Annotated in this window: 18 protein-coding genes and 1 tRNA gene; 10 read left to right on the top strand and 9 right to left on the bottom strand. The window is 56.7% G+C overall.

What is annotated here, in order from left to right; genetic code table 11:
- The first annotated feature begins 6 nt into the window (after nt 1-6).
- Genes B4O97_RS02595 through B4O97_RS02585 form a run of 3 tightly spaced genes read left to right on the top strand, consistent with a single transcriptional unit; the run spans nt 7 to nt 11,158 of the window.
- Entirely contained in the window at nt 7-7,365 is a 7,359-nt protein-coding gene (locus B4O97_RS02595) for a coiled-coil domain-containing protein (protein WP_083048029.1), read from the top strand.
- Nucleotides 7,362-9,341 (top strand): fibronectin type III domain-containing protein, encoded by a 1,980-nt coding sequence (locus B4O97_RS02590; RefSeq protein WP_083048027.1) that lies wholly within the window; start codon nt 7,362-7,364, stop codon nt 9,339-9,341. The genes B4O97_RS02595 and B4O97_RS02590 overlap by 4 nt, the downstream gene beginning before the upstream one ends.
- On the top strand, nt 9,338-11,158 hold the full coding sequence (locus B4O97_RS02585) for a hypothetical protein (protein WP_083048025.1): 1,821 nt from the start codon (nt 9,338-9,340) through the stop codon (nt 11,156-11,158). The genes B4O97_RS02590 and B4O97_RS02585 overlap by 4 nt, the downstream gene beginning before the upstream one ends.
- Before the next feature lie 14 nt (nt 11,159-11,172).
- On the opposite strand, the gene B4O97_RS02580 is transcribed toward B4O97_RS02585, so the two are convergent.
- The 3 genes from B4O97_RS02580 to B4O97_RS02575 form a co-directional block, all read right to left on the bottom strand.
- Nucleotides 11,173-12,336, bottom strand: coding sequence for a tetratricopeptide repeat protein (locus B4O97_RS02580; protein WP_158084112.1), 1,164 nt, complete (start codon nt 12,334-12,336; stop codon nt 11,173-11,175).
- The gene (locus B4O97_RS19285) at nt 12,221-12,598 is read right to left on the bottom strand and encodes a tetratricopeptide repeat protein (protein WP_143305489.1); all 378 of its coding nucleotides are present in this window, start codon (nt 12,596-12,598) and stop codon (nt 12,221-12,223) included. The genes B4O97_RS02580 and B4O97_RS19285 overlap by 116 nt, the downstream gene beginning before the upstream one ends.
- A gap of 637 nt (nt 12,599-13,235) precedes the next feature.
- Nucleotides 13,236-13,309 (bottom strand) — tRNA-Arg (locus tag B4O97_RS02575).
- A 127-nt stretch (nt 13,310-13,436) separates the two neighbouring features.
- Between B4O97_RS02575 and B4O97_RS02570 the strand changes: the two genes are divergently transcribed.
- Entirely contained in the window at nt 13,437-14,273 is an 837-nt protein-coding gene (locus B4O97_RS02570) for a hypothetical protein (RefSeq protein WP_083048021.1), read from the top strand.
- A gap of 71 nt (nt 14,274-14,344) precedes the next feature.
- Here the strand turns inward: B4O97_RS02570 and rph are convergent, their stop codons facing one another.
- Complete coding sequence (rph, locus tag B4O97_RS02565) at nt 14,345-15,034, bottom strand: ribonuclease PH (protein ID WP_083048019.1); 690 nt, start codon at nt 15,032-15,034, stop codon at nt 14,345-14,347.
- A gap of 121 nt (nt 15,035-15,155) precedes the next feature.
- Here rph and B4O97_RS02560 point away from each other — a divergent pair, with 121 nt between their 5' ends.
- The 4 genes from B4O97_RS02560 to B4O97_RS02545 all read left to right on the top strand — a co-directional run bounded on the left by B4O97_RS02560 (nt 15,156) and on the right by B4O97_RS02545 (nt 18,707).
- Nucleotides 15,156-16,118, top strand: coding sequence for a peptidyl-alpha-hydroxyglycine alpha-amidating lyase family protein (locus tag B4O97_RS02560; protein ID WP_083048017.1), 963 nt, complete (start codon nt 15,156-15,158; stop codon nt 16,116-16,118).
- Nucleotides 16,119-16,127: 9 nt separating this feature from the next.
- Nucleotides 16,128-17,180 carry an NAD(P)-dependent oxidoreductase gene (locus tag B4O97_RS02555; RefSeq protein ID WP_083048015.1) on the top strand — a complete coding sequence of 351 codons (1,053 nt, stop codon included), beginning with the start codon at nt 16,128-16,130 and terminating at the stop codon, nt 17,178-17,180.
- Between the two features lie 89 nt (nt 17,181-17,269).
- Nucleotides 17,270-18,100, top strand: a complete 831-nt coding sequence (locus B4O97_RS02550) for a Cof-type HAD-IIB family hydrolase (RefSeq protein WP_083048013.1) — start codon at nt 17,270-17,272, stop codon at nt 18,098-18,100.
- Entirely contained in the window at nt 18,087-18,707 is a 621-nt protein-coding gene (locus B4O97_RS02545) for an HD domain-containing protein (RefSeq protein ID WP_198947001.1), read from the top strand. The genes B4O97_RS02550 and B4O97_RS02545 overlap by 14 nt, the downstream gene beginning before the upstream one ends.
- On the opposite strand, the gene B4O97_RS02540 is transcribed toward B4O97_RS02545, so the two are convergent.
- From B4O97_RS02540 to B4O97_RS02520, 5 genes are read right to left on the bottom strand one after another with little or no spacing between them, the layout of a single operon-like run.
- Nucleotides 18,708-19,010, bottom strand: a complete 303-nt coding sequence (locus tag B4O97_RS02540; protein ID WP_083048011.1) for a DUF493 family protein — start codon at nt 19,008-19,010, stop codon at nt 18,708-18,710.
- A gap of 6 nt (nt 19,011-19,016) precedes the next feature.
- A complete protein-coding gene (locus B4O97_RS02535; RefSeq protein WP_083048009.1) occupies nt 19,017-20,135 on the bottom strand; it encodes a metallophosphoesterase in 1,119 nt (372 codons plus the stop codon).
- A gap of 10 nt (nt 20,136-20,145) precedes the next feature.
- Complete coding sequence (locus B4O97_RS02530) at nt 20,146-20,994, bottom strand: HD-GYP domain-containing protein (RefSeq protein ID WP_083048007.1); 849 nt, start codon at nt 20,992-20,994, stop codon at nt 20,146-20,148.
- Between the two features lies 1 nt (nt 20,995).
- Nucleotides 20,996-21,838, bottom strand: a complete 843-nt coding sequence (locus B4O97_RS02525; protein ID WP_083048005.1) for a histidinol-phosphatase — start codon at nt 21,836-21,838, stop codon at nt 20,996-20,998.
- Nucleotides 21,835-22,410, bottom strand: a complete 576-nt coding sequence (locus B4O97_RS02520; RefSeq protein ID WP_083048003.1) for a nitroreductase family protein — start codon at nt 22,408-22,410, stop codon at nt 21,835-21,837. Before B4O97_RS02520 ends, B4O97_RS02525 begins: the two co-directional genes overlap by 4 nt.
- Before the next feature lie 35 nt (nt 22,411-22,445).
- Here B4O97_RS02520 and argJ point away from each other — a divergent pair, with 35 nt between their 5' ends.
- Together argJ and B4O97_RS02510 are read left to right on the top strand one after the other, a co-directional pair.
- Nucleotides 22,446-23,762, top strand: coding sequence for a bifunctional glutamate N-acetyltransferase/amino-acid acetyltransferase ArgJ (gene argJ / locus B4O97_RS02515; RefSeq protein ID WP_198947000.1), 1,317 nt, complete (start codon nt 22,446-22,448; stop codon nt 23,760-23,762).
- Nucleotides 23,763-23,799: 37 nt separating this feature from the next.
- A complete protein-coding gene (locus B4O97_RS02510) occupies nt 23,800-24,786 on the top strand; it encodes an AAA family ATPase (protein ID WP_083047999.1) in 987 nt (328 codons plus the stop codon).
- Nucleotides 24,787-24,797 lie beyond the last annotated feature (11 nt).

The following is a 24,797-nucleotide window of genomic DNA, read 5'->3' as shown; positions in this document are numbered from 1 at the left end:
GATTTAATGAAGAGAGCATTCCTTTCTGTTTTATTACTCTTTCCCGCCGTTCTTTTCGCCCAGATCACAGTTGTTGACGGATCGGATTCAGGGTCGGATATCGATACTCAAGAAAGCACGACTCTGTACGAGGGGGTCTTTTTCGCGCCTCCGTCGATTTGGGATGGATATACCGAAGAACTGAAGATCTACAATTACAGGCTCTATCAGGAAGGGCTTGCAACCCCTCTATACGGAGGCAATTACCCGGAGATCCCTGATGCAAATCCTCCGGAGCTGCCTTTTATTGTAGAAATCACTGATGAGCAAATTGATGAGAATACCGGCGGATTGTATTCGCAGCTGGAGCCTGGAGAGACTTATTATCTTGAGGTTGTAGCAATTGTGGTAAATTATGCTTCGGAAGTGGCCACCGGGCAGTCCGACGGCGTTCTGATTCTCGGCGGCGAAGAACCGCCGGAAGAACCGGAGGATGACGGCACGGCCGGCCGGATAAGCCTGTCGGCGAGTCCCTCCTCACTGGTTTTCAGCGCCGGTGAGTCCAGCAAGAGTCTCGAGATTGACATACGCGCCTTTGGTACGGGGACCTGCGATATAACATCGATTCGGGAGGACCGCATCTATCCGGAGTGGGGAGAGGACCGCGGCTTCACCGAAAACATCGACCTCCAGGTCTCTTCCGGTTTTACCGAATCCCTGAACCGTACAGTCGAAATGGATGCTCTTGATCGAGCCAAGGCCCTGGGCTCCGGTACGGAGGGCTCCTTTACCCTGCGATATGTGGTAAGCGGTCAGGATGCCTGGGGGAATCCGCTCAGCGCGACTCTGAATGTTCCAGCGGTTGTCAGCGGTGCGCCCCCTGTCAGCCTGGAGGTACGGGATCTCTCTCTGGAGTTGCCGGAATCACCCTATTTTCGTGGAGAGTCGGTCATCAACTCGCGTATTACCATAGATGCAATTGGTTCCGGATCGGTGCTGGGGCAGGTCTATGTGGACGATTCGCTGGGATGGACCGGGCAGCCGGCCTTTGCGGCATCTGTAAATGGCAGCACGGTTATAGAAATCGAAGCGGAACTTCCCACCGACGAACCTGGTTTGCACACGGTGCGGGTGGAGTTGATCAATTTCGACGGGTACAGCACCGAGAGTATCTACATGGTGTCTGCCGGGGAGCCGCCCTTCCCGCCGGATATATTGACACTGGTCCCTGGCGTCGCCGAGCTGAGCGAGTTTTCCGGTACCGCAGAGGCACAGAATATCAACGGCGGGGTGCAGTACACCTTCAACGGAAGCGCCTCTCTCAAAGTTCTTTCCATGGATGACCTGGTCCTGCCCCAGGCTGATGTAAGCGGCCTGGTGGTGCAGTACATGAACAATGCACCGAATGTACCGGTGATTGCAGGCGGATTTGTAGAAAAAGAGGGTGCCGGCCAGATGATAGCCGAGGCTGCTCAAGGCTATATAAAGGTTGGCCGGGTCGCCTGGCAGTGGGGTACAGACGGCAGCCCACTGATCGCCCGCTCCACCCTCTTTATTCCCCGGCTGGATACCGAGATCGTCGTTATCCCTGAGATGCCGATTACCGTGGACGGGCTGGAGCTGGCAGGTTCCTCCTGGGACAAGAATAATTCGAAAAATTTCGAGGCCTTCGGGGTCAGGTTCAGGCTGCACGATGTGGATCAGAACCGGGCGCTGGCGGTTATCGAGGATCAAGCTGCTGGTCGTTACGGCTTTGCCCTGTCGGGCAGCATTGCCTGGAACGAGAAGGAGGGGATGAACACCGAAGAGAAGGAGCTGGTCAGCTTTTCAGGGCTCACCTTTTATACCGACGGTGGTTTTGAGGGGGGAATTACCGTTTCGGAGGATTTCGATCTTATCCCCGGGATACTCACCATTACCGAGGCCGGACTTGAACTGGAGGACGATGAACTGGCCTTCAAGCTTCGGGGCCAGATAAAGAACCTTCCTGCCCCCTTCGATGCCGAGGGCATGAGTACCACCTTCGCCCTGAGATTTGATACTGCGGGAAACGTACTGGGCGGTCTGGTCCCCATCGACGAGCTGAGCGGCGGCGGACAGGGGATAAGCGAAGATGATGCCACGGAGTGGGACTTCGGTTTTGCAACGGTGGATCTTACCTACCTTGGTCTGGACCTGATAATCAATCAGGGAACCCTCAATCGTGACCACAGCAAGGTAGTGCTGGGGGCGGATATTTATCTCACTATGCTCAGCGGAGAAGGGAATCGTATCAGTTTCGGTTCCATCACTGTCGGGGCTGCCGGTGGTCTTACGCTGACTAAGGGCCTGGAGATCAGCTTTGACGGGGATGTGGTCTGGCCTTCCATGGAGGGGGCCATCAACCTGGTCTCCGGAAAAAGCCTCGATCTGGGCGCTGTTGCAGTTACTCTCGATAACCTGGCTCTGCAGTACGGCGATGGAAACTTCGCCTTCCTGTTCAGCGGATCCTTCCGACTCAAGGTTGAAGCCGTCGAAGGCGGCATAAGCTTTGTCAATCTGCGCATAGGTCTGGACGGTGATATGGGCGCACCGGATATACAGGGCACGGATCTGAAAATTATGGATTTTGTCTCCGTCCGGGTGAACGAAGTGAACTGGGGCAGCGGAGAGATCAGCTATACCGAGGACCAGACCACCGGCGAGGGAACCAATCGCCAGCCGGCCATCGGCGATGAACCGGCGGTAATCAAGGTGGAAAACTATTTCGAGATTCTGGGTGCCTCGATCAACATTGGCTCCGGGGACTCCTCGATTATGAGCGGTGGGTTCGAGCAGTTTCTTTTTTACAGTATCGAAGATGAGGTCAGTTTCGTGCTGCGGGAAGCCCGCATGGAGGTCTCCGGCTGCGAGTTGTTCGCCGACATAAAGTACGACCGCACCTATCTGCGGGTTGCCGGCGGCATTACCATGCAGCAAATTTCCGGCGCTGCGGTGGGTAAAATCGGGGTAATTCCCGATACCGCCCTCGACGGGACCCCCGAGCCGCGGGCCGGTGAGCCGACCCTGGGCCTGTTTGTAATGGTCGAGGGCCTGGGTATTATGGTGGCCCCCTCGGTCTTCCTGGATAGCGTCGGCGGCGGGGTGTTCATAAATCCCACCAATGAGGACATCAGCACAGTCCTTGCGGTGACCGGCTTTAACCGGCCGGAACTGGACGATGATATAGCCGACATGCGGCCGGCCGGAGGCGGCGATCCCGGAGGCTTCGCCGTCATGCTTTTAGCCGGGGTCTACGTGGCCGAGCGGACCCTGGTGCAGGGAGAGGCCCTGATTACCCTGACTGCCAACTACTTCAGTCTGGATGCCCAGGTGAGCGCTCTGGAAGGGATGCTCCACGGCCGCTCCTACTTCCTGATCAGCTGGAACCCCTGGTACGCGGAGGGCAATAACGTACTCCAGGCGAACCTCTTCGATATATTTACCATTGACGGGGATCTTGCCTTCTACGCCTACGATGATGATGCCTGGGGCATTATGGGCGGCGTGAACGTCGCGCTTTTGGGGGCGGATATTGCTTCGGGCAGTTTCTTTATCGGCCCGCCGGGATTCATGGTGGAAACTACAGTCAAGACCGGCGTGGATATTGAATTTGTCTCCGGGTACGTACAGTTCAGCGGGATGGTCTGGTTCTATGTCGTTCCTGACCCTGATACCTGGGGTGCCTGGGCGGATGTAGAGGTCGGAGGCTCCCTGCTCTGGGGGCTTGTCTCGGCCAAGGCCGGCGTGGAGGGTGCCCTTATCGGCCAGGGTACGGATGTGCTCATTTATGCCGTCGGGCGGGTTCATTTCAAGGCGTGCTGGGTCACCGTGTACAAGGGCAGCCTCTGGGTCAGTATCCGCGGTAATGATATCGACGGGGGCAAGGGGCGCAACGACGCCTACGATCAGCTGATAGAAGACGCCCGCAATATGGCCGAAGAGATGGAAAGCGCCAAATCCGAGCTTGTCGATGCCCTGTCTGAAGCGATGATGAGTCTGTATCAGCTCAATGAGGAGCAACGTCAGGCCGCCGGACTGGCGCTGGTCGATCGCTCCGGCTGGGTGGGAAATATACTGGCCTGGAGTTTTGCCGCCGCGGAGGTGGAAAGCTGGCCCGGGGCCTTGCCGAATGAATTGCAGGAGATTCAGGAGATGCTCTTCGGAGATGAAGGTCAGGCCTTTGTCGATCTGCGGACCGAGCTGGAACAGATATGGCAGGATCTGAATGAGGAGCTGGCTGATCTTCAGGAGCTGCAGAACGAGGTCCTCGCCCGCCTCGAAGAGTATGAAGAGATCGTACTGGAGGATCTGCCGAATATCCGTGACCTCTCCACCACAGGGAATCCGATCCAGGGGATGGAAACCGCCACTGTGCCGGTAGGCACGGGTACCCGCACTGTACAGGTTGGATTTGATATCGATGAAGCAAAGTTCGAGCAGCAGAAGCAGGAGATGGAGGGTATGCGCGGGGGCTTTGCCGAGTACCAGGACGCTTTTATCCAGCGGGCAGGTCTGCTCGATTCAAAGCTGCAGCGTCTTGACGAGATTCTCTTTGAGAGTGAGCAGTCCTTTACGGCTCTGATGGAGCGCTACAGTGAAATTCACAACAGCATGGTTGACTACATTGAGCGCTACATCCGTTTCCAGTTAGAAAACGCCGAGCTGGCCACCGAAAATCTGCAGGAGATGCAGTATACCGAGATTCCTGACGAGATAGCCGGCAGCGGAAGTTTTGTGGGAATAACAAGTGCACCCACCGAGCAGGTCCTCCGGGAGTTGATGGGCTGGACTGCCGCCAATTTGAGTGCAAATGAAATCAGGGAGTGGAATATTCGCCGCGTAGCCCTGATCAACCTGCTGATCGAGGCCCAGGGCGGGGAAGCGGATTATTCAATCGATGAAGCAAATATAGGCACCCCTCGGGGTTTTATCGATACCGGCATGGAGCTGTGGTGGTACCTGCCGAAGCGGGGCTGGGAATTGACCATCGAGATGTCGGAGGACCGGATTACTTCCTCCATCGACTCTTTTCATCAAAGCAGCACTGTTATTCGTGAGAGCTGGGCGACCGCAACGGGTATCTCGGATACGGTTTTTGACCGCAAGGCAGATCTCTACTCGCTGCTCTATGAGATCTACGACAAGCTGGCGGTCTACGGGACGGGTTCCATGCCGTCGGATGGAAACAGCGATATCCTGCAGATGCGGGACGGTGGTGCTGTCCTTGCAGGCAGAACCCCGGGGCCCCGTGTAATCGGAGATGAAAAAACGGCCAGGCCTTTCGGAGAACTTCAGGATGGTGTGCCGGTGAGCGATTATTTCGAATCCAGACGTGGCGAAATCGCTCCGTATCTCGAGCTGCCGGAGATCGAGCTGATGGACGGTGAGCTTGTCAGCGGAGACCAGTACTCAGCCTTTTTCCGGACGGATTTTGAAGCCGGGCATCCTGTCGGGGTTGTGGAATACGCGGTAAAAATCCACCCCTTCGGCTATGATGAACCCTGGCGTTCGACGGGTATGCAGACAAGCACCGCGGATGTGATCTTCCAGGCGTACAGAATCCAGCGGGACTACCAGTTCGACCTGCGGGCGCGGGGGGCCGGGGGCCTGAGTACCCATCGGAGGGGGGACATCGAGATGCATTTCTTCGACCCCGAAGATGACGCAGAGCCCTTTATCAGCTCTCTGGACATCAGCGACGACAGCATCCCCTCCTGGCCGGTGGTGACCCTGGCGGAATCGATCACATCGAATCCGGAGGAGCTGTACGCCGAATGGAGCGCCATAGATCCCGAATCCGGCATTCGCAAGTACGAATATGCCGTGGGCACTGTCTCTGCACCTGAAGGGGATGAAGATTCAGTTATGGATAACGGCGGTGAAGGCGTGATCTATCTGCCTGGTTTCGGTTCCGCCCTGGAGCCGGCCGGAGAGCCGGGGTATTTCGGCGGCGGAGGGGACGCCCTGCCGGATGTGCCGACGGATGTGCTTTCCTGGACCGATGCCGGGGGACGCACGACGGCACTTATAAAGAACCTCAATCTGCAGCATGGACATGAGTACGTGGTAAGCGTCCGGGTGACCAACGGGGTGGGGCTGCAGAACGTACACTCCTCCGATCCTGTCCTGGTAGACCTTACCCCGCCGGAGGGGCAGGCAATACTCCAGCTGGTGCAGGAAACGGTGGATGAGTATCCCAACTCCATCCGCTTCGAGTACAGCTTTGCAGAGGAGCCTGAAACGGAGATAGTCGCTCATTATATGGCTCTCGGCAGGTCCCCGGCAGCGGATGACCTGTTTCCGTGGACCGAAATGGGCCTCGATTTCGGACGGGTTGCCAACCTGCCCCTTGCTGAGGGAGAAACCTTTTACCTGTCAATAAAAGCGGCGAACAGCGTCGGCCTCGAAAGCACGGTGAGCGAAGGGCTGGAGTTCAGTTTCAATGATTCGACTCCGCCGCCGGTTACCATGGTGATTACCGCGCCCCAGCAGAACTCCACGGATGGATCACAGTTGTCCATTGGCTGGAACAGCGTTTCTGACGAAGAGTCGGGCATCGTCAAATACGCCTACGGGATCAGCAGCATGGCTTTAAACGAAGATGAGTGGCGCCCGGATATCCTGGACTGGGTCGAGATCGATGTGAGCGAGCCCCCCTACTATCTCGGTAAAGGACACGGCGGCAGTTTTGGTGATCTGCCTCCCCCTGGGGCCGGAGATGCCGGGCAGGACGAGGCCGCCGCCGCGGAAGGGGGCATGGTGCCCATGGGCCCCAGCGGGATGATTCAGATAGGCGATCCCCTGGTCTTCGATTCCGGGCTGGATACGGAGTATGCAATAACCCGAACCGGTCTGAACCTGCAGGGACGGGTGTACGCTGTGGTCCGCGTGACCAACGGGGCAGGCCTGAGCAGTGTGGCTGCTTCGATCCCGATCATATTTGATTCGAGTCCTCCGGATTCTGTCAGGCTCCTGGCGAATTCTCAGCAATACCGTACAGACCAGCTCTCCTGCCGCCTGGAAGCCTCCGACCGTCAATCCGGGATTCAGGCCTACCGTTACAGTGTCTTCCGCGTGCTGGGCGGGCCGGTGCAGCAGTGGGTAAGCAGCGAATGGATAGCGGTGGAGTCGACCCCCGAGGGAGGGGTGTCGCTGCCCATACGAATCCGTAATTTTCCGGCTCCCGGGCTTGAGTACGGCCGGGAATACCGGATCGATTTCGAGGTGAAAAACGGTACCGGACTTCAGTGGGGGGCTGCTCCCGTGATAATCGAGCTGGTCCGCCCCAAGGAGGGTGACCTGATACAGCTGGATGAACGGCAGGACTCCGACGGTCGAATTCCGGGGGTAAGGAGGGTGCGATGAAACAAGTGCGTGTCTGCACCGGCTTGTTCCTTCTGTGCGCTTCGGTTCTCCTTGCGCAGGATGCTCCTTTGGTCTACCTGGTCCCGGCCACTGACAGAATACTGGTGGTATTGGGAGATACTCCCCCCACCGTGCATGCTTTCAGGGTCTATCGAAAGGGGCGCCGGGACCGCGATTATGAGCTGCAGACCCCGGAGCCGGTGACTGCTGCAGAGAACGCTCATGAAGCGGTGCAGCTGATGGGCAGCGACTTCCGCTGGATTTCCCGGAAGCTGGACAGTATGGATCCCCAGGTGGTCTGGCGCAGGCTCAGGATGGACCGGAACCTGGCCCAGGCGTATGCTCTTCTGAGCCATGGTCTGCGCCTGGCCCTTGGACGAACCTGGGTCGACACCAATGTTGAATCCGGACAGCGCTATGATTATCGAGTCCTGCTTTTCGACTCCTCCGGGGACGAGATCGGCCGGTATGAGAAACGAATACGCCTCGGCGATGCCGAACAGCCGCCGGCGCCGAAAAAGGTGACGGCGGAATACTCGGACGGTATTGTATCCATCCAGTGGGAATATCCTGCCTTCGCAGGGGGCGAGGAGGACATGACCGCAGGATTTGTCGTACTGCGGCGTCGCGGCAGCGGGCCCTTCGAAGTTCTGAGTCCTGCACCAGTCCTGAGAATCGACGGCTATCTGAACGCCTTTGACGACAAGGTGCAGATCGGTGAGCGCTATACCTATGGGGTAGTCGCCCAGGATATCATCGGTGTCATCAGCTCCCGGACAGAAAGCGGGGAGCTGCGCATCGAAGACACAACGGCACCCCTGGTACCCACGGGTCTGAAAGCCCGGGACCGGGGAGACGACGTCCTGCTTATCTGGAAAATGTCGCCGGAGCTGGATGTAAGCCACTACGATGTTTTTCGCAGCTTCTCGGTGGATGACGAGGCAGACCTGGAGCAGCTGAACGACAGGCCCGTCTCATACGATAAACCGCGCTTTGTGGACCAGGATGCTCCCCGGGGAGTCCCGGTCTATTACCGGGTACGCGCGGTGGACAGCCGGGGAAACGAGAGCCCCCTCTCCGGTCCGGCCCCGCTGCTGGCGGAGGATATGCAGCCGCCCGGGGCAGTTGAAAGACTGTCCGCCAGGGTGGACGAAGAGGCCCGCAGCGTGGAGCTTTCCTGGCGGGGCCCGTCGGATGCGGACCTGTCCGGATACTACGTCTACAGCGGAGCGGATGCCTCCACCCTGATGAGGATCACCGCCTCTCCGCTTCAGCCCGACCGGCGGGTCTCATATACCGATTCCGGTTATGCTGAGCGCGGCCTGGAACCGGGAAAATCCCTGGTCTACGGGGTATCCGCCGTGGATGCCTCCTATAACGAGGGGCCCAGGGAGGTGGTTGCAGTAACTATACCCGACAAGATCCCCCCCGGGAGCCCCGCAGGCTTTGCGCTGCGCCCCACCAGAGAAGGTTCGGTGCGGATCTCCTGGCAGCCTCTGCTCTGCTTCGACCTTGCCGGATACCGCATTTACCGCAGCCAGGGCAGGCGTTACACCGTGGTGGCGGAGATGCCTGCAACAGCTGTCCAGTGGCTGGATGAAGGAGTTGAACGGGGAATTCCCTATTCGTATCAGGTAACAGCCCTGGACAGCAGCGGAAACGAGGGCGAGCCCAGCATAGTCCTGGAGATAGTGCCGACGGATATAAACCCGCCGCGTCCGCCGGTGGAACTTTCGGCGGATCTGGATAAAAGGGGCGTTCGATTGCGCTGGGAACCGTCGCCGGACTCTGATGTAAAGCTGTATATGGTCTACCGCTCCGATTATCCCGGGGGAAAACCCACCCGGCTGCTGGCCCGGATAGAGGGGAGGCCGACCTACCTGGACCGCAGCGGCAGGGCGGGAATTGTGTACGCGGTGAGCGCCGTTGATACCTCCGGCAATGAAGGCCGGCGGCAGGAGGTTCAGGTGCGATGAAGCCGGAACGACTGCTGGGCGCGGTGTGCGTAAGCCTCCTGCTGTCGCTGCAGGCAGTCGTTCCCCAGGTTCAGATTATTCGTCAGCCTCCTCCCTCCGGAGAAGAGGCGGGAAGCGCCACCTGGCGCAACCCCTATTCTGATCCGGTGCAGGTCCGGGAGTCGGGCCGTGTGGATTTGAGCGGCAGGATTTCAGTCGGCGGTAAAGGAGGACGTGACCAGAGCGGGGATACACTGTACGATTTTACCACCGATTCCATGGTGACCCTGATGCAGCCTCTGGGCGGCGATGCCCTTCTTTCCTTTGATGCAGCGGCGCTGCGGGTACAGTCGGCGGTAAAGGAAGATCAGAAGTATGACGGGACCCTGGCCCTCGACCTGGAGAGTTTTCAATTGAAAACCTCGGGAGGTTTCAGCCAGAGCCTGAGTACTGCTGAAGATCTGTCCACCGAAGATTCGGATGCCCGATTTTCTGCTGCAGTTTCATCGGGACTGCTTGAAACCATGCCCATGAGTCTGGAGTATCAATCTGTCTGGGTAAACCGCCAGGATGAAGGTATAGAGACTGAATCAAGCCGCAGCGATGAACTTGGCTTCAAGACAGTCGGTACGATCGGGACCCTTGGTGTGGACCTGCGGGGCAATCTCGACTATGAAAATGACAGGGAAGAGATGACTGAAAGTCTTGCCACCGTCGGCAAACTCACAGTCTCCGTGCCTGTACAAGAGCAGCTGGCTGTACTGGTGAGTCTGAGCCCCCTTTACAACCGCAGTGAAACAGACAGCTCCGATTTGCGCTCCACCAGCATGGAGTCCGGTCTGGGAATCAACTGGGCTCCCCGGGAGTTTTTCGATACCACTCTTAAAGCTTCCCGGGTGGATGCCTGGAGCAGTGGAGAAGGGGTTGATTATGAAGATTACCAGAATTCCTGGAGGAGCGGAGTAGGGCTGAATTATCTGCCCCCGGAAGGCTGGTTTGCCGGTCCGGAGTATACCTTTACAAAGGCCGAGGGCGGGAACCTGAGCCATGATCTGCTGCTCCTGCTTGGCTGGCACGGTAGAGAAGAACTTACGGAGATATCGGGAAACAGTTCTTCAAGCTTTATCCGCAGCGAAAACGGAGACCGTGTAAAGGATACCATTGACTGGCAGCTGAAGGCGGCCCTTATGCCGACGGAGAGGATGAATCTGGATGGGGAGTATCAGGGGGGATATGTCTGGCAGGTGGAGGGGGAAACCTGGAACCAGGAGGTGGAACTCGATTTCCGTCATTCTCCGGACCCGGGACTGAGCTACCGGAGTTCCGCCGCACTCTCCAGCATCAGGGAAGAGGATGAGCCAGCCCAATGGGAACAGCAGTATGCCGCCGGGCTTAGCGTCAAGCCCCTTATCAATTTTATTGAGTACAGGGTGGATGCCTCGGAGACGGTGGATGTGAGCAGCGATTCCACCGGAGACGATATCCTCTCGTCGGCCTTGATGAAAGTTGCCTTCCCGCTGAACCAGGCGCTTTCCGGACGGGTCGGATTTCAGTGGGAATGGATAAACCGCGTATCCATCGATGGAGATCCAGGGAACTACTATCATTATACCACCGGGCTTTCTCTCGCGGGAAAGGGAGCTCCAGTTTCGTTAACAGCGGATTATGGTATAGCCCACGGCTATCGGGGACTGCGGCAGGATATCAGTTCGGGAGTGAAGGTTCCTCTCCGGGGAGGGTACTCCCTGAATGGGGATTTTACTTTGAGCAGTTATGAGGAGAATGACGAAGATAAACTGTACTGGGTTTTTTCGTTGAATCTTGTGTATGATTTTTAGTGGATTCTTTTTCGTTACTCCTGTCCGTTCTCCCGACGCTGCTCCAGCTCAGCAGCCCGGAGGCGGTGGACCGTGGCCTGTTCCGTGAGTCCGAGATCTTCCTCCAGTTCGGCCCAGGAACGGATAAGCGTTGAATTGGTGCGTTCCCGCTCGTAAATATCTGCATACAGCTGCAGCAGCTCCTGCTTCCGTCCTTCGGCGGCGTATAGCTGATACAGCCCACGGTACAACCCGGGGTTTTCCGGGTCGAGATCCCGTGCCCGGCGGTAAGCCACCTTTGCCGCCTGATTTTGGTCGAGGGCATTCAGACTGCGGGCCATTCCAGCATGGGCTTCGGCTAAGGTCGGGAAATCTGAGATCATCTCCCGCCAGTGTGCGAGAGCTTCGTCATGACGGGACTGCTCCTCCATGAAGCTGCCCAGGGTACAACGTAGCTCTATACTGTGGGGATACCATTCAATCAGCCGCTGCAGGTCCAGTTTGTACTCCGCCGGCCGGGAGTAACTCTCTTTCAGCAGGACAAGGGACTCTCTGAGTATCTGTTTCGGTTGTTCAGTATGGCTTGTAAGCTCCTGTAATGCTTCGAGTTCCTCGGTGCTCAGGTCTCCCTTGTGTTGTTGAAAGGTCCCGGCCGCCTGGAGCCGGATAGAAGCAATCTTGTGGACGGCCTTCCCGATAGCCAGATGGAGCCGGGTGCGCAGCTCCGAAAGCGGTACCTGGCCCTGGACTGCGCGAAGTGCCAGGTACAGGTAGGGATAGGGCTCATCGGTGCCGTAGAGTTCAGCCTGCAGAAATGATGCTTCCGCGGCTGAGGATTGGCCGGTTTCTTCCAGGAGAACCCCCAGTTCGGCATGGGCCTGTGCATTCTCCGGCTCTAATTTAACAAAATCCCGGTACAGCTCTATGAGTCCTTCGGAATGTCCCTCCTGCCTGTGCAGCTGGATAAGCATGGCAATGACCCGTGGATTGATCGGGTCCAGTTTGCGGGCCTCCTCCAGGGCCCCGGCAGCCTGGTCGAAATTCCCCTCCTGGTACAGATGAACTGCCCGATTAATGAGTGTCTCAACCAGGGTTTGCGTGCTCCGGGGAAAATTCGTCCCCCCCCTTCCCGGTGCGGTCGAGCCAGTCGAAAGCAGCCGAATAATTGCCGGTGCTGAACTCCAGCATGGCCAGTGCATTGAGCACCCGGGGATCCTCCGGTGCCCGGGCAAGGGCCTCATCCAGTATCTGCTCCGCCTTTGAATACATTCCAAGGCGGGTATAGGTCATGCCAAGGACAGCCATTTCCGCTACTCCCGCCCGGTGGGACTGGACTGCATGTTCCAGGGCCTCTTTTGCCTCATACAGGCGTCCCTGGTTATAGAGTTCAATTCCCGAAAGTGCGGTGAGAGTGTCGATAAGAACAAGGAAGAGAATGAGCAGCAAAAGGTTTTTTTTCATGCCTGCAGCCCTGTATAAATAATACACCCGAAGGGAGTATTTTGAAAGAATCGAATCAGGAGCATATCGATCCGGCGCTTGCTCCCGGGATTTTCCTTTGGAAAACCCTGCCGCAAGCTTGGGCTGGCAGTTCGCGTTGCGAACTGCTGGGCGTGATTCTCACCGCTGTCATGCGTTCGGCAGGGGGATAAACACGTGCCCCCGACCGCTGCGCTTGCTCTCGGGATTTTCCTGCGGAAAACCCTGCCGCAAGCTTGGGCTTGCAATCCGCAGGAGCGGATTGCCGGGCGCGATTCGAACGCATGCATGCGTTCGGCAGGGGGATAAACACGTGCCCCCGACCGCTGCGCTTGCTCTCGGCGGACGCTGACGCTTCCGCCTGCCGCAAGCTTGGGCTGGCAGTTCGCGTTGCGAACTGCTGGGCGCGATTCTCAACGCTGTCATGCGTTCGGCGGGGGGATAAACACGTGCCCCGGGCCGCTGCGCTTGCTCTCGGGATTTTCCTGCGGAAAACCCTGCCGCAAGCTTGGGCTTGCAGTTCGCGTTGCGAACTGCTTGGCGCGATTCTCAACGCTGTCATGCGTTCAGCACACATCAGGCATAAAAAAATAACCGGCCAAAAGGCCGGCTATTTTTTTACCCCCGACGCGATTCGAACGCATGACCTACTGCTTAGGAGGCAGTCGCTCTATCCTACTGAGCTACGGGGGCGTGCAGATGCATAGTAGTAAATATCCGGTGTCGGTGTCAATGTTTTGCTTTACAACCTGTCAGGATGTTACTATGCTTTTTGATAGAGCAACCTTAACAGATTTAAATATTTACAAAGGAGAACAAAATGAAGCCTATCAAGAAGCTCAGTAAAGCTGTTCTGATTGGTTCTGCCCTGATTCTGGTCTTTACCGGATGTGTTTCTGTGGATGACATTGTATCCGGCAATCTCATGGCAAAGACGGAAGCTCGCATGGGCCAGGCTGTGGCGGACGCCATGGGTATCGGCGAACTGGAAGATGCGGTTCTTGCCACTCTTATCTACACTCAGGTCTTTTATGCCGGGGGCTATGGCTACGGCTACGAGGATTTTACCGAGGGAGAAGGGGTCGCCTGGATACTGACGGCAAAGGATAACGATGGAAGCGAGACCCTGGAGGTTGAACGGGCCCTGCTGAAGCGGAATACCGACGGTACTGCCTGGTGGTTTCTTGCCTACAGGGCGGAGGGCGAAGATGAGTTCATCTCCGAGGCCCTGCTGGACTCTGATTATACTATTGTTAAATTCCGCTATCACGATCCCGAGACCGATGCGATTCGGGAATGGGTGCCTGAGCAGGATGAATCTGCGGAAGAAACTGCAGACGATGAGGAGATGGAAGAGGAACCCGAGGTCGGGTATTTCGAGGGTGACTACGGAGAATATGTTACAGGAACCGAGAGGGTTGTTGTTCCCGCCGGGACCTATCAGGCTGAGCACGTGCTGATCGAGGATTCCTATACTGCCGAGGATGGCGCGGAAGCTTCGGAATCCTACGAAGTACGCTATGAATGGTGGCTCGTGAAGGATGTTCCCGGAGACTTGGTAAAATACTCCTGGCAGAATGTCAGCGACAATTCAAGCCTTGTGGGTGAGCTGCTGTCTCACAAACGCGGGTATACGACCCGCCTGGAATCCTACTGATTACCGGGATCTGTAATGTGTAAGGCTTGATACATGAGCCCGCCGATTATTCAGGCGGGCTCTTCTGTTTCTCAGGAGATTCCCAGGGCTCTTCGCTGGGCTTCGCGTATTCGGGCTATCCCTTCCTCCGCGGAATCGAGCAGTCGGTTCAGGGCCTCTCGTTCAAAGACGTTCTTTTCCCCGGTGCCCTGGACTTCCACCAGGGAGCCGTCCCTCATTACTACATTCATGTCCACCGCTGCCCGGGAATCATGGTAGTAGTCCAGATCACAGATCAGCTCTCCATCGACAATGCCAACGCTTACCGCAGCTACCTGACCCAGGAGATAGGCCTCCGGACCGCTTGTTCCCTGGATCTCCGCCAGTTTCTGAAGGGCCCTGTAAAGGGCGACCCATCCGCCGGATATGGCAGCAGTGCGTGTGCCCCCGTCGGCCTGCAGAACGTCACAGTCTATGACGATGCTCGTCTCTCCCAGGGATGCAAGGTCTATCGCTGCCCGGAGGGACCGCCCGATAAGGCGGCTTATTTCCACCCCCCGGCCGTCCCTTTTGGCTCCGTCCCGTCGTTTTCGGCCGCCTCCGGTACTTCCCGGAAGCATGGCGTACTCAGCGGTGAGCCAGCCGGTCCCCTTGCCTTCCAGGAAAGGGGGCACCTTCGATTCAATTGTAGCGGTGCAGATCACCCTGGTATCCCCGAAGCTGGCCAGGCAGCTGCCCGCGGGGTTCTTGATGTAGTCGGTTTCAAAGTGGATATTTCGCATCCGGAAGATCGTAGCATAAAACTCCCCGGTAATTCCAGATGGATATTTTCTTGACAGCACACTGATAAGGTCCCACTATGAATACACTGTGAATACATTATGAACTATTCAGGAGTATGATGTGACTGGTAATCTAATTAGCGACGGGGATTTTGGCTTTCGTGCTGAGTTTGACTGGGCTAAACTCCCGGAGGGGTGGAAATTTCTCGACGCGTCGGACGTGGCCGTCGATTCACGGGACCGCGTCTATGTGTTCAATCGCGGAGGGCACCCGATGACCGTCTTCGACAGGGATGGAAACCTTGTCGATTCCTGGGGCGAGGGGCTCTTCTCCCGTCCCCACGGATTGACCATCGGTCCTGACGACATGCTGTATTGTGCGGATGACGGGGATCACACGGTGCGGAAGTGTTCACCCGACGGAAAGGTCCTGATGACCCTCGGGGTGCCGAATAAACCGGCTGAGTATCTGAGCAACCGGCCTTTCAACCGGCCTACCAAGGTCGCTCTGGAACCCGAAACAGGGGCTCTCTATATTGCCGACGGTTACGGCAATGCCCGGGTCCACAAGTACTCTGCTGACGGGCAGCTGCTTTTTTCATGGGGAGATTTCGGTACGGGGCAGGGAGAGTTCAACCTGGTTCATTCGATCTGTACCGACAGGGATAGCCGTGTGTACGTTGCGGACCGCGAGAACCACAGAATACAGATCTTTGATGAAAAGGGAAAATTCATTACTCAGTGGAACGACATGCACCGTCCCTGCGCGCTGCATATTACCGAGGGGTCGGAGCAGCTGGTTCTGATCGGTCAGCTGCCGACCTCGCTCAAGGTCAACGAAAACTATCCCCGTATCGGGGCCTGTATTTCCGTTCACGACACCAGGGGCAGGCAGCTGGCGCGTTTCGGCGCGGATTACGCAGGGGACGAAGCCCCGGACCAGATGTATGCTCCCCACGGGATCACCATGGATTCCCGGGGCGACATTTACATGGGAGAGGTTTCCCATACCTTCTTCGGGTCGGTACAGGTCCCTCCGCAGGAAGTAAGATGTTTTCGCAAGTTGAAGAAAATAAACATATAAGGGGTTAGCATGAACAGTAAAATTACCGTTGCAGTCGAGATGGATTACAGCAAAAAGTCGGAAGGCTTCCGGGAAGAACTCGAGCGTCTCAAGGGGGACGACCGCTTCGAGGTAAAGGTCCTTCTGGGCCCGGACAGCCCCCACAGCGAGATGGTCTCTTCCGCTGAGCTGTCCGGTGTTGATTATTACATCCTCATGGGGCACCGGAATGTGGGCCCGGCCACGCTGGAGGGAAACGACCGGCTCAAATGGATCGGCCGGTTCGGAGCCGGCTTCGAGAACGTGGATATCGACGCCTGTAATAAAAACGGGGTCATCCTCAGCAATGCTCCCTACGGCATACGGGAACCGGTTGCGGAACTTGTTCTCAGTTACATCCTCGCCCTTACCACCCGGCTTCCTTTCTTCAACGACTACATACGGGAGAGCTCGTTCCGGGACAAGGGCAAATACATGACCCGCTGTATCCAGGGTTCCACCGTGGGGCTGATCGGCTGCGGCGGTATCGGCCAGACCGTTGCTCGGCTGGTAGCACCCTTCAGTATGAGGGTGATCGCTTATGATCCCTATGTCGACCGGGACGCCGTTAAAAAGCTGGGTGTAGAGCTCCTGTCCTTGGATGAGGTCCTTAAAAGTTCCGACTACGTGAGTCTGCATGTGCCCTTGACGGATGATACCCGGGGTATGCTGAAGGAGGATCATTTTCGCATGATGAAACCCTCCGCTTTCTTTATCAACACCAGCCGGGGCGGAATCTATTCGGATGCTGTTCTGGCTGGGATTCTGAAGGAGGGAGTTGTTGCCGGCGCGGGAATAGACGTTTTCGAGGATGAGCCGGATGTTGACAGCAATCCTCTACTCAAGTGCAGGACGGCGATCGTTACTCCCCATATCGCCGGGGCTGCGAACAATACCGATGCTATCCGGATGGTTATGAAGCAGAACGTGGATTCCGTTTTCCATCAGGTTGAGGGAAGGCTTCCCGATTCAATTGTGAATCCCGAGGTTCTTGAAGGAAAGGTCCCTGAGGATAAAATAACCCCTTCATTCAATCCCCGCTGAGCAATAGATTTTACCGGGGGAAGAGCGATTGGATTCCCCCGGGGTTTCCTGATCTTGAATCACTCCCGTCCTCTTGCTACAGTAAATGCATGATACAGTTACTTGCTCTCGATCTGGACGATACCCTCCTGACGGAGGATCTTTTTATAAGCGAAGAGAACCGCAGGGCGGTGTGTGCCGCCGAGGCCGCCGGTGTCACGGTAATGCTCGCATCGGGTCGAACCCTCTTTTCCATGCGGCGCTACGGCCGGGAACTCGATATGTGGGGCCGCCCTGGTTACATGATCGTCAATAACGGTGCAACGGTGATTTCCACCCATAATGAGGATATTATCCTGGACAAACCTCTGGAGCCGGCTCTGGGCATGGAGGCCTGGGAGATTGTGCGGGGCTTCGGGCTGACCATGCAGTACTACGGAGAGGGAGATATCTACGTCTCCGGACCCAGCGAGTATACCGAGCGCGACTGTCTGCTCACCGGACAGCGCTGGCACCAGGTGGATTCCTTCGCCGCGTCCCTGACGATTCCCCGCAGCAAGTTCGTCATTCCCGGGGATCCCGCCGTTCTTCCCGGGGTTGAGAAGGCGTTGAAAGCGGCCCTCGGCGACAAGGCAAACATCTTCACCTCCAAGCCCTATTTTCTCGAGGTCCTTCGCGCTGACGCAGACAAGGGAACCGCTCTGGCCTTCGTCGCGGAAGAACTCGGACTGGGTGCTCAACAGGTGATGGCCATCGGGGACTCCATGAATGATTACGGTATGCTCTCCTGGGCCGGCGTGGGGGTGGCCATGTCCAACGGCAAGGATGAGATCAAGAAAATCGCCGACTACGTGACCGCCTGTTCCCATCAGGACGACGGAGTGGCCGAAGCCATCAGGCGCTTTATTCCCGAGGCCTTTGCGCTGAATGAAGGATCCTGAGGAAAAGCCGGGTGCCGGGGTGATTGAAAAGACTATCCGCAGGTATTATGCAGCGGGATCAAAAGCGGAAGTGATTCTGCTGGCCCATGGGGAGGCGGTTGCAGCAAAGGCGCAGGAAGTCGCCCGGCGTTTCCCTGAGGTGGAGACGGATTTCGATTTTCTCTATGAAGCTGCCGTGCTTCACGATATCGGCATGATCGAAACGGATGTTCCCTCCCTGGGCTGTTTTGGCAGGGCGCCCTATATTCATCACGGAATTATCGGCCGTCGTCTTCTGGAAGAACAGGAACTGGTCCGGCATGCCCTTGTGTGCGAACGGCACTTTCTGACCGGTGTAAGCCGGGATGACATCTTACGGGAGGGTATGGACCTTCCTTCCCGGGACATGCTGCCGGAAAGCTGGGAAGAAAAGCTGATCTGCTACGCCGACTGCTTTTATTCCAAAAAGCCGGGGCGTCTGAAAGAGGAGAAGAGTCCGGAACGGGTGCTGAAAAAACTGCCTGATTTCTGCAGACCTGTTTTTCGGCAGTGGCTTGTGGAGTTCAGGGAGCCTGGATTACCGGAGGTTTTCACTGCCTCCGGAAACGTTGTTTCCATGGACAGCTGATCAGAGAACAACCTGCGCGCCTGGTAGCTCCGCGAGGGTTTGGTACAACTTCTGAAGGGCGCTGTTGGACTCAACTTCTGCAAAAAAACTAATGCTCATCCATCGACCCTTCCTGCTGAGCCTGGAACTGAATCCCGAGGGCTGGTATCCCAGGGGGGCCACGGTATCATGTATACGCCGTCGGTTCTCTTCTTCCGTCTCCTTGGCGCTCATGATAACCTTCATCATAATCCGGGCGGGGTAGAGAATCTGCGGGGAGTCGTTCATGCCCTCAGGGTAATCCGGATCGGCAGGGTCCTGCAAGACATATCAATCCTCCGTCTCTTCTTCCATCGATTCAACCCAGCCCAGCAGGGTTATGCGGTTAAATATGTATTCCAGATGATCCTGTTTAATCGTGCGGCGGTTATAGGTTGTGCCGGGCAGGTTTTCTGCCGGGACATCCCGCATATAACGTTTCCGGGAGCGCACCGATTCGTCAAACCAGTGGACAAGCCGGATGTTTCCCCGCTCGATCTCGAGCCCCGTGGCGCCGTGTTTGCCGATAACTGCCCCGGAATTGAAGAGGTTCGGCAGGACAAGGTCCTCACTGTGGTAAAAGCTCGATTCCGGTGAGTTTTTCTCCCGGTTTTCAAGGTTTTCCAGTTCGTCCTTCAGAACCAGTATCTGGCTCCGGGCGAAGGTTTTCTCCTTCTCATCCATTTCCGGATAGTTCCTCAGGAGCCGTTCGATGGAGAAACGCAGGGAGTCCCGTTTATTGAGGCCTTCAAAAAGGGGGCGATGGGTATGCCCGATAATCGAGACGATCTTTTTCAGGTAGGAAAAACGGTAGATCCTGCGTTCAACGGTATATTTCCGCTTGGAGTTATGGGCGGCGGTCCGGTTTTTTATTCCCAGGGGATAAGCCAGATATTTTGCCATGAAGCCCACAAAATCGTTGTAGCGGTGAAAAATGTCCGCAGCCTGGTGGCCGTGGAGCAGGAAGATGGTTTGTCCCTTGTAATCGTAGCGAAGGGCTTCGAGAAGATCGGCGTTGATGCTGTCAAAGCGCCCTGTGGAAAGTTCAAGGTCATGGTTGCCGATGATCTTGATCAGTCGTCCGGCGCTGTGAAAATCCTCGAGCAGCTTGAATACTTCGTTCCAGCGTTTCCTGATGACCGGCATATTGAATTTCTGAAGCTCTTCTATATCCCCGTTCAAAATCAGGGTGTAGCCCCGGGGCCAGTAATAATCCTTCAGAAGCCGGTAAAAAAGCTCGGAATTGCCGCGAAAGTCATCTACCCTTCGTCGATTTCCCATATGCAGGTCCGAGAAGATAACGATTTTATCCTCATCGCTGAGTTTTCTCACCGGGGCGGTGGTATAGATTTTCTCTATCCGCTTGAAGGTTTCCCGATCCTTTATGGAACTGAGTATTTCCTCTTTCATGAATGTGCCTTTACTGTCCTGCCCCGTAAACCCGGATCAGGCCGGATTTCGGAAACATGCCGTCGAAGTTGATGATCCGTGTACGGGTCTCCTCGTCCAGAATTGTACCCCTTGGATACAGAACCAGACCGTTTGCGAGAATCAGATCGTCGGCGAGCTCCATTCCAGGGGTCAGTTCCTCCAGCAGTATCAATCGGTCTCCCCTGCGACGACGCTCGTCTTCGCTTCGTATAATGGAAGAAAGATGTTCCAGCACCTGGGGATCGAAGCGGCCGCCTGCCTCCATGTTCTCAAGAGTTGTATCCACCGGGACCTTCCTGAGGGCAACACTTCTGTCATAGCTGAGGGCGGCGGTAATTATTCTGCTTTCCAGGGGGATCTCTTCGCCCCTGAGCCCTCTGGGGAAGCCTTCTCCGTTGTAGTATTCGTGATGAGACCTTACCGTTGCTGCAATTCTTCCCAGGTTCTTTACCACTGCTATAAGATCTGCACTGCGGTCGGGATGGTCAAGCCAATCCCGGTTCTCCTCGTCGAGCCAGTTCTGCTCCCTGCCTGCAAGACTCAGGTCGTGGAGACTGGCGGCGTAGAAGACAAGCCGTCTGCGGTCCGGATTCAAGCGCATGGCCTGGGCAATGCTGCGGGCAAGGGCCGCGGTCCTCTTTGTGTGTCCTCCCATTAAAGGGGAAGCCTGGCTGATTACATCTCCCAGAAGATGCACGATACCGTCAAAGTTCAGGCGCAGGTTGGCGGTCATCTCCTTCGACTGTTTCAGGAGTTTTGTGAATTGACCGGTGCGCTTTCGGTATGCCCTGCGGCATTCCTCAAGTTCCCTTTCGATGTTGTCGTGGGACCCTTCCATCCTAGGCTTCTCCCAGGGGGATCTCCCGCCAGTCTCCGTTCAGGAGCATCATGGTCCTCCGGTAGCCGGCCTTCCGGGCAAGGTCACAGGCTTCGTTGAAATGGAAATCCAGCGCCTCCGGGGTATGGGCATCGGAGTTTATTACCAGGGGGATTCCCCGCCGTCGGGCTTCCTGCAGAATGGAGAAGGAGGGGTAGACCCCTTCAGTAGCTCCCCGGAACAGGCCGCCGGAGTTGATTTCCATGAATATTCCGCTGTCTGCAAGGCTGTCCAGAACCCGAAGTACCGCATCCGTATATCGGGGCGCCTCTTCGTTCAGGAAATGCATTTTGAGGTTCTTTTTCTTTATCAGGTCAAGATGGCCGAGAATCGTGAAGCCTCCCTTATGGATCATCTCCTCAAGGAGGCGGTAGTATTCCACTGCCATGGCCGTCCCGTCCCGGTTATACACGTTCCGGTACAGATGAAGGAACTCATCATCCGGCCCGTCAATGGACCAGGCTTTTCCATCCACCGGGATCATGTGAACCGAACCGATGGTGTAATCGAACCGGTACTGTTTCCAGCGTTCCTCCGCCGGGCCCATTCTGCCGGGTATATAATCGATCTCCAGCCCCAGGTAGAGTTCCGGATCGCTGTTCTTCTGCAGCTCCCGTACTCTGCTGCAGTAGGTTTCCAGGTCCGCCTCCGCAAGGGTCCAGTCATTGATGAAGGGCAGGGGAGCATGGCTCGTAAAGCCCAGGGCGGCAAAGCCCTTGCGTCGGGCCGTCGCCAGGTACTCTTCCAGTTCGCCGGTCCCGTCGCACAGGCTGTTGTGGGTGTGGTAGTTTGTGAGGGGAATCATTTCCGCAGGAGTACTTCCTTCAAAGGACGCTTGGGCACGTGGTGGCGGTCTTCACTGTCCCGGTAGTAGAATATATCCCCTTCGGGGGACTTTTCCTCAAGAACGACGTCTTCCCCGGGTTTTCCCAGGGCTATTACCAGGAGAACCTCGAGTCCCGGGGGGACTTCAAGCAGCTCCTTAAGGGAGTCTTTCTTTACCGAAGCGATCATGCAGCCGCCGTATCCTGCTTCGACAGCCAGGAGCAGCATGGTCTGGGCACAGATCCCCAGGTCGACGGAAGGCGACTGGGATATCTCCGTGTCGCCGAGTATTACAATGTACCCCGTCGGACGCTCTCCTTCTGCAGGGCCCGTCCAGTCCTTGAGGTAGGCTGCCCAGCTCAGGAGGGGGAACACTCTGTCCCGTGTTTCCCGATCCGAGACGATCATGTATTTCAGGGGCTGCCTGTTGGCCCCGCTGGGGCAGATCCTTCCCAGGTCAACCATTTCCGTCATGAGTTTCCGGGGAATGGGGTCTGCTTCGTTAAAACGCCGGTAGCTCCGGTTTTCCCTGACAAGCCGGGTAAAATTCATTGATAACACCTCCCTGAGATTGGGCGAAAAAACCCTTGAAATACGAATCCCTGACGTACTATAACAATCGGATGGCCGCCTGTAAAAGCATAGTTGATTATGAAGATGTTCTCAAGACACGTTCTGCGCTTCCCCGGGGCTTCCGTGCGGGAAGCGTCGCCCTGACCTTTCATCCCCGGGAACTTCCCGGAGACAAGCTCTACCGGATGAATCTTTCTCTCATCGAGCTCAGTGATGGTAAAGGTGTCGCCGCCGGGGTTTTTACCCGCAACGCCTTCCCCGGAGCACCGGTTCTCCTGTGCCGTGAACGTATAGACGGTCCCTCGATCAGGGGGATTCTCGTCAACAACAAGGTGGCCAACGTATGCGCTCCCGGCGGTTTCGATGACGCCTGCAGGATAACCGAAAGCCTGGCGGCGGCGGCGGGGGGTAAATCTGAGGAGTGGCTCTATGCCTCCACCGGGGTTATCGGCTGGAAGCTTCCGGTTCCGGAGATAGATGCTTCCCTGCCAACGCTGATAAAGAGCCTTCAGGCTGAATCAGCCCTTCCCGCTGCCAGGGGAATCATGACCACCGACCGCTTTCCCAAGATCCGTTCGGTTCCTGCGGGAGAGGCCACGGTGCTGGGAATAGCCAAGGGCGCGGGTATGATAGAACCGAACATGGCGACCATGCTGGCTTTCATAATGACCGATGCTGACCTGTCCCGGGAGGAGCTCTCCAGGGCCCTGGGGGAGGTTGTGGAGGATTCCTTCAATGCCGTTTCCGTGGACGGAGACCAGAGTACCAGCGATATGTGTATCCTGCTCTCGTCCCGCAGGTCGCCTGCTCCTGCATACGGCGATTTTGTCGAAGCCCTGCGGCAGGTGTGCACCGGTCTTGCCCGGGATATCGTGCGGAACGGAGAGGGTACCTCCCATGTAATCGAGGTGGCTGTTTCAGGCGCCCGGTGCAGGGAAGAGGCCCGGGGGTTTGCCAAGGCCGTGGTCAATTCCCCCCTGGTCAAGACGGCCATCTACGGCAACGACCCGAACATCGGACGCCTTGTTTCGTCCCTGGGAGATTATGCCGGAAACAATGGAATACCCCTGGACGGAAAGGCTCTGAGTATCCGCCTGGGGGGAGAGCTGATCTTTTCAGGCGGTGAGTTCCGTATCTCTCCGGAACTTGAAACGAGGCTTTCATCCTATCTGGAGAAAAAATCCTTCTCTCCCGAGCTAAAAGGTTACCCGGAGCATGACGAAACGGTACTAATTGAGATAGACTTACAGAGCGGAACGGGCTCTTCCCGGGTATGGGGCAGTGATCTGTCCTATGAGTATATCCGGGAGAACGCCGAGTACCGCAGCTGAACAAAAGAACATAACGTAAGCGTGAAGGATCATTACTATGAGCAGCACCGCGAACAGAACCGAAGTTGATGTCGAACGGGCGAGTACCGAATTAATTCGCTGCCGCAAAGAGATAGCCAAAAGACTGGTCGGCCAGGAGTCCATGGTCGACGGTATGCTGATGGGCCTGATTGCCGGCGGTCATGTACTCCTGGAAGGGGTGCCGGGGCTGGCCAAGACCCTGGCTGTAAAAACCCTGGCGGAGGTCCTGGATGCAAGCTTCAAGCGGCTCCAGTTCACCCCCGACCTTCTGCCTGCGGACCTGATCGGGACCATGATTTACCGCCAGCAGACCGGGGAGTTCGTCGCGAGAAAGGGACCGGTTTTCGCCAACATTGTCCTGGCCGATGAAATAAACCGCGCTCCCGCCAAGGTCCAGTCGGCTCTTCTGGAGGCCATGGAGGAGCGGCACGTTACAATCGGGGACGAGACCCACTATCTTCCCAAGCCCTTCTTTGTCCTGGCCACCCAGAACCCCATCGAGAGTGAAGGTACCTATCCCCTGCCCGAAGCCCAGCTGGACCGCTTCATGATGAAGCTCAAGATCGACTATCCGGACCCCCAGGATGAACTTGCCATTCTGCGGCGCATGGGGGTGGAGCAGAAATCCTTTATTCAGAAGGTCCTGACTCCGGGAATCCTGAATATCATCAAGGAGACAGCCGCGGCGATCAAGGTGGACGAGAGGATCGAGGAGTATATTGTCTCCATTGTCACGGCCTCCCGGGAGAAGGACGCCGGACGCTTCGGCTATACCCGGTATATCGAATACGGTGCCTCCACCAGGGCGACCCTGTTTCTGTACCGGGCGGCCAAGGTTAAAGCCCTTTTTGCCGGCAGGAACTACGTAATCCCCGAGGATGTCAAGGAGACCGCCTACGATGTGCTCCGGCACCGGATAATTCTCTCCTATGAAGCTGAATCGGAGGAGCTCAGCAGCGAAGATGTAATAACCATGATACTCCGGGCCGTACCGGTTCCCTGATTATCTGTATC

This window comes from Marispirochaeta aestuarii, assembly GCF_002087085.1.
GTDB classification, from domain to species: Bacteria; Spirochaetota; Spirochaetia; order JC444; family Marispirochaetaceae; genus Marispirochaeta; species Marispirochaeta aestuarii.
The sequence above is the reverse complement of the archived record's forward strand: the minus strand, read 5'-3'. Positions and strand labels throughout refer to the sequence as shown.